This is a genomic window from Kitasatospora sp. NPDC087861 (genome assembly GCF_044742585.1).
GTDB lineage: Bacteria > Actinomycetota > Actinomycetes > Streptomycetales > Streptomycetaceae > Kitasatospora.
Window position 1 is genome coordinate 44,354 of record NZ_JBIUUS010000043.1, and the last position, 6,993, is coordinate 51,346.

Consider the following 6,993-nt stretch of genomic DNA (forward strand, 5'->3'; position numbering starts at 1 on the left):
GTGCAAAGGTCCGACCGCTGTACGAAGACTGTATCCGAAGGCGTCAACCCCGAAAGGGATCGTCCGCCACGCGAGATGGCGCGTCCCGCCCGACCCCGCCGAGGAGAGTCCAGTGCCCGCCGAACCGACCCCCGCGCTGCTCCCCCAGGCGGCGTCCTGGCTGCGCCGCCGCTCGTGGAGCGCGGCCGACCGGCCGGTGCACGCCCTCCTGGAGGCCAAGCGCCGGACCGGCCAGACGGTCAGCGTGGTGCTGCCCGCGCTGGACGAGGAGGCCACCGTCGGCGACATCGTCCGCACCATCCGCCGCGAGCTGATGGAGCGCCTCCCGCTGGTCGACGAACTCGTCGTGGTCGACTCCGGCTCGGCCGACGCCACCGCCGCCGTCGCCGCCGGGGCCGGCGCCCGGGTGGAGCACCGCGACGCGATCCTGCCCCGGCTGCCCGCCGCCCCAGGCAAGGGCGAGGTGCTCTGGCGCTCGCTGCTGGTCACCCGCGGCGACATCGTCTGCTTCGTCGACGCCGACCTGCGCGAGTTCGACCCGACCTTCGTCTCCGGCATCCTCGGCCCGCTGCTCACCGAACCGGACATCCAGCTGGTCAAGGCCATGTACGACCGGCCGCTCGAAGTGTCGGTCGGCGGCTCCGGCGCGGGCGACGACGCGGTCGTCCCGTCCGGCGGCGGCCGGGTCACCGAACTGGTGGCCCGCCCGCTGCTCAACCTGCACTGGCCGGAACTCGCCGGTTTCGTCCAGCCGCTCGGCGGCGAGTACGCGGCCCGCCGCGCGCTGCTCGAACGGCTCCCCTTCCCCACCGGCTACGGCGTCGAACTCGGCCTGCTGGTCGACGCGTTGGAGACGGTCGGGCTGGACGCCCTGGCCCAGGTGGACGTCGGCGTCCGGCACCACCGGCACCAGGACGGCCAGGCCCTCGGCCGGATGGCGGCGACCATCTACCGCACCGCCCTGGAACGCCTCGACCGCACCCACCGGCTGAAGGCCTCCGCCGACCTGGTCCACCCGCTGCTCACCCAGTTCACCCGCGACCCGCAGACCCGGGAGTTCACCGCCCACACCCACCCGGTGACCGCCCTCGAACGCCCCCCGATGCACACCGTGCCCGAGTACGCGACCCGGCACTGAACGCCCGCCGAAAGGGTTTGCCGCACCGGAGCCACGGCAACGTACCAACCATGGGCGATCTCACGACCGAACGTTCGAGTGCGACCGGCACCGCCCCCGTCCTGGTGGCATCCAATCGGGGACCGGTGTCGTTCAGCACCTCGGACGACGGCACGCTGACCCTCCGACGCGGCGGCGGAGGCCTGGTCTCGGGCCTCTCCGCCATCGACGACCCCGACGCCGTCTGGGTCTGCGCCGCTCTCGGCGCCGCCGACCGGCAGGCCGCCGGACAGGCCCCGCACGGCCGGCTCGACCTCGCCGGGCACGACGTCGGCGGCCAGGCCGTCCGCATGCTGGACATCGACCCCGAAACCTTCGCCCTCGCCTACAACGGCGTCGCCAACTCCACCCTCTGGTTCGTCCACCACCTGCTCTACGCCACCCCCACCGCCCCCGTCTTCGACGCCGGGTTCCGCACCGAGTGGGCCGCCTACCGCGCCTACAACACCGCCTTCGCCGAGGCGCTGGCCGCCGAGGCCGCGCCCGGGGCCGCCGTGCTGGTCCAGGACTACCACCTCTCGCTGACCCCGGCCCTGCTCCGCGCCCTCCGCCCCGACCTGCGGATCGGCCACTTCTCGCACACTCCGTGGGCCCCGCCCACGTACTTCCGGCTGCTGCCCGACGACGTCGCCGAGGCCGTCCTCACCGGCATCCTGGGCGCCGACCGGGCCGGCTTCCTCACCCGCCGCTGGGCCCTGGCCTTCGCCGACTGCTGCGCCGACCTGCTCGGCGCCGAGGTCGACCACGAGGCGATGACCGTCACCCACGCCGGCCGCACCACCCACCTCGGCGTCCACGCGCTCGGCGCCGACGCCGACTTCCTGCGCGAACGCTCCCACCGCCCGGACGTCGACGAGCGTCTCGCCACCCTCCGCGAGGCCGTCGGCGGACGCCGCACCATCGTCCGGGTCGACCGCACCGAGCTGAGCAAGAACATCGTCCGCGGCCTCCAGGCCTACCGGCACCTGCTGCGCACCCGCCCCGAGTGGCACGACCGGGTGGTGCACATCGCCTTCGCCTACCCCTCCCGCACCGACCTCGCCGAGTACCGCGCCTACACCGACGAGGTGCGCCGGCTCGCCCGGGAGATCGACGAGGAGTTCGCCACCCCCGGCTGGCAGCCGCTGATCCTGCACGTCGACGACGACTTCCCGCGCTCCCTGGCCGCCTACCGGCTCGCCGACGTGGCCCTGGTCAACCCGATCCGGGACGGCATGAACCTGGTCGCCAAGGAGGTCCCGGTGGTCTCCGACCACGGCTGCGCCCTGGTGCTCTCCCGGGAGGCCGGCGCGTACGCCGAACTCGCCGAGGACGCGCTCACCGTCAACCCGTACGACGTCATCGCCACCGCCGACGCCCTGCACGCGGGCCTCACCATGCCGACGGAGGAGCGCGCCGACCGCACCAAGCGCCTCGCCGCGGCGGCCACCGCGCTGCCCCCGCAGCAGTGGTTCCTCGACCAGCTCAACGCACTGTGAACCAGCCCGACACGCGGTGATCCGGCTCGACGCGCAGTGATCCGGCCCGACGCGCGGTGATCCGGCCCGACGCGCCGTGCCCCGGCTCAACCCGAGCTGAGGGCCTCCCCCAGCGCCGCCAGCAGCCCCACCACGCCGGCCGGGCCCGGGACCACCAGGTCCGCCCGGTCGGCGAGTTCGCGCACCGGCGCGTCCCCCACCGCGCCACTGCACACCAGCAGCCCCGCCACCCCCGCACCGCGCAGCTTCTCCACCGCCGCGAAGGCCGCCACGTCCCCGAGGTCGTCCCCCGCGTACAGCACCGAACGGGCCCCGCGCTCGCGCAGGAAGCCGGTCAGCGCCGCGCCCTTGTCCACCCCCGGCGGCCGCAGCTCCAGCACCAGCCGCCCGGGCTCCACCACCAGCCCGTGCCCGGCCGCCAGCTCGCCGACCGGCGCCCGCAGCAGCTCCAGCGTCTCCTCCGGTGCTGCCGTACGCCGGGTGTGCACCGCCAGCGAGCGCCCCTTGTCCTCCACCCACGTCCCCTCGGGCGCCCCCGCCGCCGCCAGGAGGCCCGGCAGCGCCGCCCGTGCCCCGGCCACCCCGGGGTGCACCGGCGGCGCGGTCACCTCGCCGCCCTCCCAGCGCTCGGCGCCGTAGTGCCCGAGCACCACGACCCCGGGCAGCCCGGCCAAGGCGCCGTACTCCGCCGCCAGCGCGGCCGGCCGCCCGGTCACCACCACCACGGCCCGCACCAGTGGCGCCAGCGCCCGCAGCGCGGCCGCCGCCCCCGGATGCGCCCTGGCCCGGTCCGGATCGGGGACGATCGGCGCCAGCGTCCCGTCGAAGTCCAGCGCGATCACCGCGTCACCCGGCCCGGCCAGGATCGCCCGGAGGCCGTCCCGGCCGGCGTCGGTGGTCGGCGTCACCATCTCCTCGAAACCCATGCCCGAGCCCATACCCCGTGGCCCCGGCCCGCTACCGCGCGGCCCGCCGGGCCTCCCGGATCCGCCGGAGCCGGTTCACCAGCACCGGGGCGTGCGCCAGTGCCTCCGGCCGGTCCAGCAGCGCGTTCAGCAGCTGGTAGTACCGGGTGGAGGAGAGCCCCAGCTCCTCCCGGATCGCCCGCTCCTTGGCCCCGGCCGTCCGCCACTGCCGCCCCTCCAGGGCCAGCACCGCCAGGTCCCGCTCACTCAGCTCGCCCACCAGGCCACCTCCGCCGTCACTACGGAGTGTCATTCTCGCGCGTGAGCCCGACACACTCTGCGCCCCCCGGCGCCCGGCCGCCCCGGCTAGCGTCGGCGGTATGACCACGCCCAGCTTCGCCGTGCACATCCCCACCGCCGACCTCGAACCCGACCCGCTCGACCCGGCCCAGATCGTCTCCGGCACCCCGGAGGTCTCCGGCCGGGTCCTGTCCGAGTCCCCCGACGGCCGCCAGCTGCGCGGCATCTGGCAGATCACCCCGGGCGTGGTCACCGACACCGAGGCGGACGAGATGTTCGTGGTGCTCAGCGGCCGGGCCACCATCGAGATCGAGGGCGGCCCGACCCTGGAGGTCGGCCCGGGCGACTGCGCCGTGCTGCGCGAGGGCGACCGGACCACCTGGACCGTCCACGAGACGCTCCGCAAGGCCTACGCCATCACCCTCCGCTGAGAGCCCCGAAACCCCTCAGCCCCCTCGGACGCCTCAGCCCCCCGGCCCGGGTTCACTTGCGGACCCGGGCCGCCTCCTTGACCGCCGCGTCCTGCAGCCCGGTGAGCACCTGCTTCGGGTCCCCGGTGACGGACTCGCCGATCCCGGCCTTGATCCGGTTGCTGACCTCGCCCCAGGCCGGGTCCCCGAACGGGTAGAAGCTGGCGTTGGAGAGCCCGACCGCGAACTGCTTGAGGTCCTCGTGCTTCGGGTCCGAGGTCATCTGGGTGAACGCGTCCTGGGTGACCGGCAGCAGGTTGTACTGCTCGTCGAACTTCAGCTGGTAATCGCGGGTGTAGACGAAGGACAGGAACTTCTTGATCTCGTTCTTGTGCCCGTTGGCCTTGAACGCCATCATCCAGTCCGCGACGCCGAGGCTGCCGGTCTTGCCCACGCCGTCCTTCTTCGGGATCGCCGCCGTCCCGAAGTCGATCTTCCCGGCGGTGGCCATCCGCAGCAGCGTCGGGTGCCCGTTCAGCATCGCGACCTTCCCGGCCGCGAAGTCCTGGAACACCGGGGTGCGGTTCATCTTGCCCGGGTCCGGATAGGTCAGCCCGGTGCTCACCAGGTTGCTCTTCAGCCAGCCGAAGGTGGCCTGGTTCTGGGCGCTGTCGATGGTGTAGTTGCCGACGTCGTCGGAGAGGCTGCCGCCGCCGCTCAGCGTCCACAGCATGGACTCGGCCGGGGCCTCCTCCGGCCCGAGCGGCAGCCCGTACGGGGTCACGCCCGGCACCTTGGCCTTGATCTTCTCGGCGTCCTGGCGCAGCTCGTTCCAGGTGGTCGGCGGCTGGGTGATGCCGGCCTGGCGGAAGATCGCCTTGTTGTAGAAGAGCACCCGGGAGGAGGACACGAACGGGATGCCGTACTGAGTGCCGATCACCTGGCCGGCGTGCGCGAAGGTGTCCAGGAACTTGGCCTGGGTGTCCATCGAGAGCACGTCGGCGGCCGGGTACAACCGGTCCGCGGCGACCTGGTCGGCGAAGCCGCCGGTCTGCAGCAGGTCGGGCGACTTGCCGGCCGCGATCATGTCGTCGACCTTCTTGCCGATGTCGGTCCAGCTGTCCACCTCGACGTCGACCTTGATGCCGGGGTTGGCGGCCTCGAAGCCGCGCACGACCTCGTCCCAGTACAGCTTGGAGCTGGTCTCGGCGCTTTCCCCGTAGTCGGCGGCGACCAGCTTGAGGGTGACCGGCCCGCCGTCCTGCCCGCCGCACGCGCTGATGGCGGTGAGCACCAGTGCTCCGGCCAGCGCGGCACCGAGGACGCGGGTGGGAACGTGGGCGCGCCTGTTCAACGCGGGTACCGCCTTCAGGGAGAACTGCGTCCGGACGGGGAAATCCGGGAGGGGGACGCGCAACACTGCCAAATCCACCGGGCAGTGGTCCACACCACTCCGCCGCGCCCGCCGAGTAGTTATCGAAGTGCGGAGGTCATTGCACGATGCGCAACAGAAAGTGAACGTACGGCATCCGGGGCAAAGCCCCGCACACCGCACTCATCTGCGACAAAGCTCACCTCGTTTGGACCAGACCAATCCCACAACTGGACTAGACCTCTTCTACCCGACCAAGGGAAACTGTCCTCCGTGAAGCACGTCATCGCACTCGATGTAGGCGGCACCGGCATGAAGGCCGCGCTGCTCGCCCAGGACGGCTCCGTGCTGTTCGAAGCACGCCGACCGACCGGGCGGGAGCACGGCACGGACGCCGTGGTCGCCGCCATCCTCGACTTCGCCGCCGACCTGGCGGACGAGGGCCGAAGCCGCTTCGGCGTCGCTCCGCTCGCGGCCGGCGTGGCCGTCCCGGGCACGATCGACGAGAAGAACGGCATCGCGGTCTACTCGGCCAACCTCGGCTGGCGGGACCTCCCGCTGCGCAAGCTGCTGGGCGAGCGCCTGGCCGGCCCCGACGGCACCGCCATCCCCGTCGCGCTCGGCCACGACGTGCGCTCGGGCGGCCTGGCCGAAGGCCGGCTCGGCGCCGGCCGGGGCGTCGACCGCTTTCTGTTCATCGCGCTGGGCACCGGCATCGCCGGCGCCATCGGCATCAGCGGCCGGATCGAGGCCGGCGCCCACGGCTACGGCGGCGAGATCGGCCACGTCGTGGTCCGCCCGGGCGGGCCGCAGTGCGGCTGCGGCGCCCGCGGCTGCCTGGAGACGCTCGCCTCGGCCTCCGCCGTGTCCCGCGCCTGGGCCGCGGCCAGCGGCGACCCCGACGCCGACGCGGCATCCTGCGCCGCCGCGGTGGACGCCGGGGACGACCGCGCGCTCGCGGTCTGGCAGGGCGCCGTCGACGCCCTGGCCGACGGGATCGTGCTCGCCCAGAGCCTGCTCGACCCGTCCACGGTGATCGTCGGCGGCGGGCTGGCCGAGGCCGGCGACACGCTCTTCACTCCGCTGCGCACGGCGGTCACCGAGCGCCTGACCTTCCAGATGCCCCCGAAGGTCGTACCCGCCATGCTCAAAGACACCGCCGCGTCCCTGGGCGCGGGCCTGCTCGCCTGGGATCTGCTCTCCATGGAGGTGACCGCGTGACCACCGCGGACCGTGACCGTACCGCGCTGACCGGAGCCCGGCTGGTCCTGCCCGGCGCCGTCGTCGAGGGCGACCGCCTGGCCGTCGAGGGCGACCGCATCGCCGGCCTCGGCGGCGAGAGCGAACCCGG

Annotated in this window: 7 protein-coding genes; 4 read left to right on the forward strand and 3 right to left on the reverse strand. The window is 73.6% G+C overall.

Translation table 11 applies throughout. The features are described from left to right. Nucleotides 1-136 precede the first annotated feature (136 nt). Both ACIOJE_RS36030 and ACIOJE_RS36035 read left to right on the forward strand, forming a co-directional pair. On the forward strand, nucleotides 137-1,138 hold the full coding sequence (locus ACIOJE_RS36030) for a glucosyl-3-phosphoglycerate synthase (protein ID WP_400782293.1): 1,002 nt from the start codon (nucleotides 137-139) through the stop codon (nucleotides 1,136-1,138). A gap of 50 nt (nucleotides 1,139-1,188) precedes the next feature. Next, nucleotides 1,189-2,655: a trehalose-6-phosphate synthase gene (locus tag ACIOJE_RS36035; RefSeq protein ID WP_400782281.1), complete on the forward strand. Its 1,467-nt coding sequence runs from the start codon at nucleotides 1,189-1,191 to the stop codon at nucleotides 2,653-2,655. 86 nt (nucleotides 2,656-2,741) lie between these two features. On the opposite strand, the gene otsB is transcribed toward ACIOJE_RS36035, so the two are convergent. Further along, nucleotides 2,742-3,581 (reverse strand): trehalose-phosphatase, encoded by an 840-nt coding sequence (gene otsB / locus ACIOJE_RS36040; RefSeq protein ID WP_348534103.1) that lies wholly within the window; start codon nucleotides 3,579-3,581, stop codon nucleotides 2,742-2,744. A 31-nt stretch (nucleotides 3,582-3,612) separates the two neighbouring features. Then, nucleotides 3,613-3,873 (reverse strand): DUF3263 domain-containing protein, encoded by a 261-nt coding sequence (locus ACIOJE_RS36045; protein WP_400674084.1) that lies wholly within the window; start codon nucleotides 3,871-3,873, stop codon nucleotides 3,613-3,615. Nucleotides 3,874-3,940: 67 nt separating this feature from the next. On the opposite strand from ACIOJE_RS36045, the gene ACIOJE_RS36050 reads away from it, so the two are divergent. Continuing rightward, nucleotides 3,941-4,291, forward strand: coding sequence for a cupin domain-containing protein (locus ACIOJE_RS36050; protein WP_280678822.1), 351 nt, complete (start codon nucleotides 3,941-3,943; stop codon nucleotides 4,289-4,291). A gap of 52 nt (nucleotides 4,292-4,343) precedes the next feature. On the opposite strand, the gene ACIOJE_RS36055 is transcribed toward ACIOJE_RS36050, so the two are convergent. Next, complete coding sequence (locus ACIOJE_RS36055) at nucleotides 4,344-5,624, reverse strand: extracellular solute-binding protein (RefSeq protein ID WP_400782285.1); 1,281 nt, start codon at nucleotides 5,622-5,624, stop codon at nucleotides 4,344-4,346. A 291-nt stretch (nucleotides 5,625-5,915) separates the two neighbouring features. Here ACIOJE_RS36055 and ACIOJE_RS36060 point away from each other — a divergent pair, with 291 nt between their 5' ends. Beyond that, nucleotides 5,916-6,863: an ROK family protein gene (locus tag ACIOJE_RS36060; RefSeq protein ID WP_280678826.1), complete on the forward strand. Its 948-nt coding sequence runs from the start codon at nucleotides 5,916-5,918 to the stop codon at nucleotides 6,861-6,863. Nucleotides 6,864-6,993 lie beyond the last annotated feature (130 nt).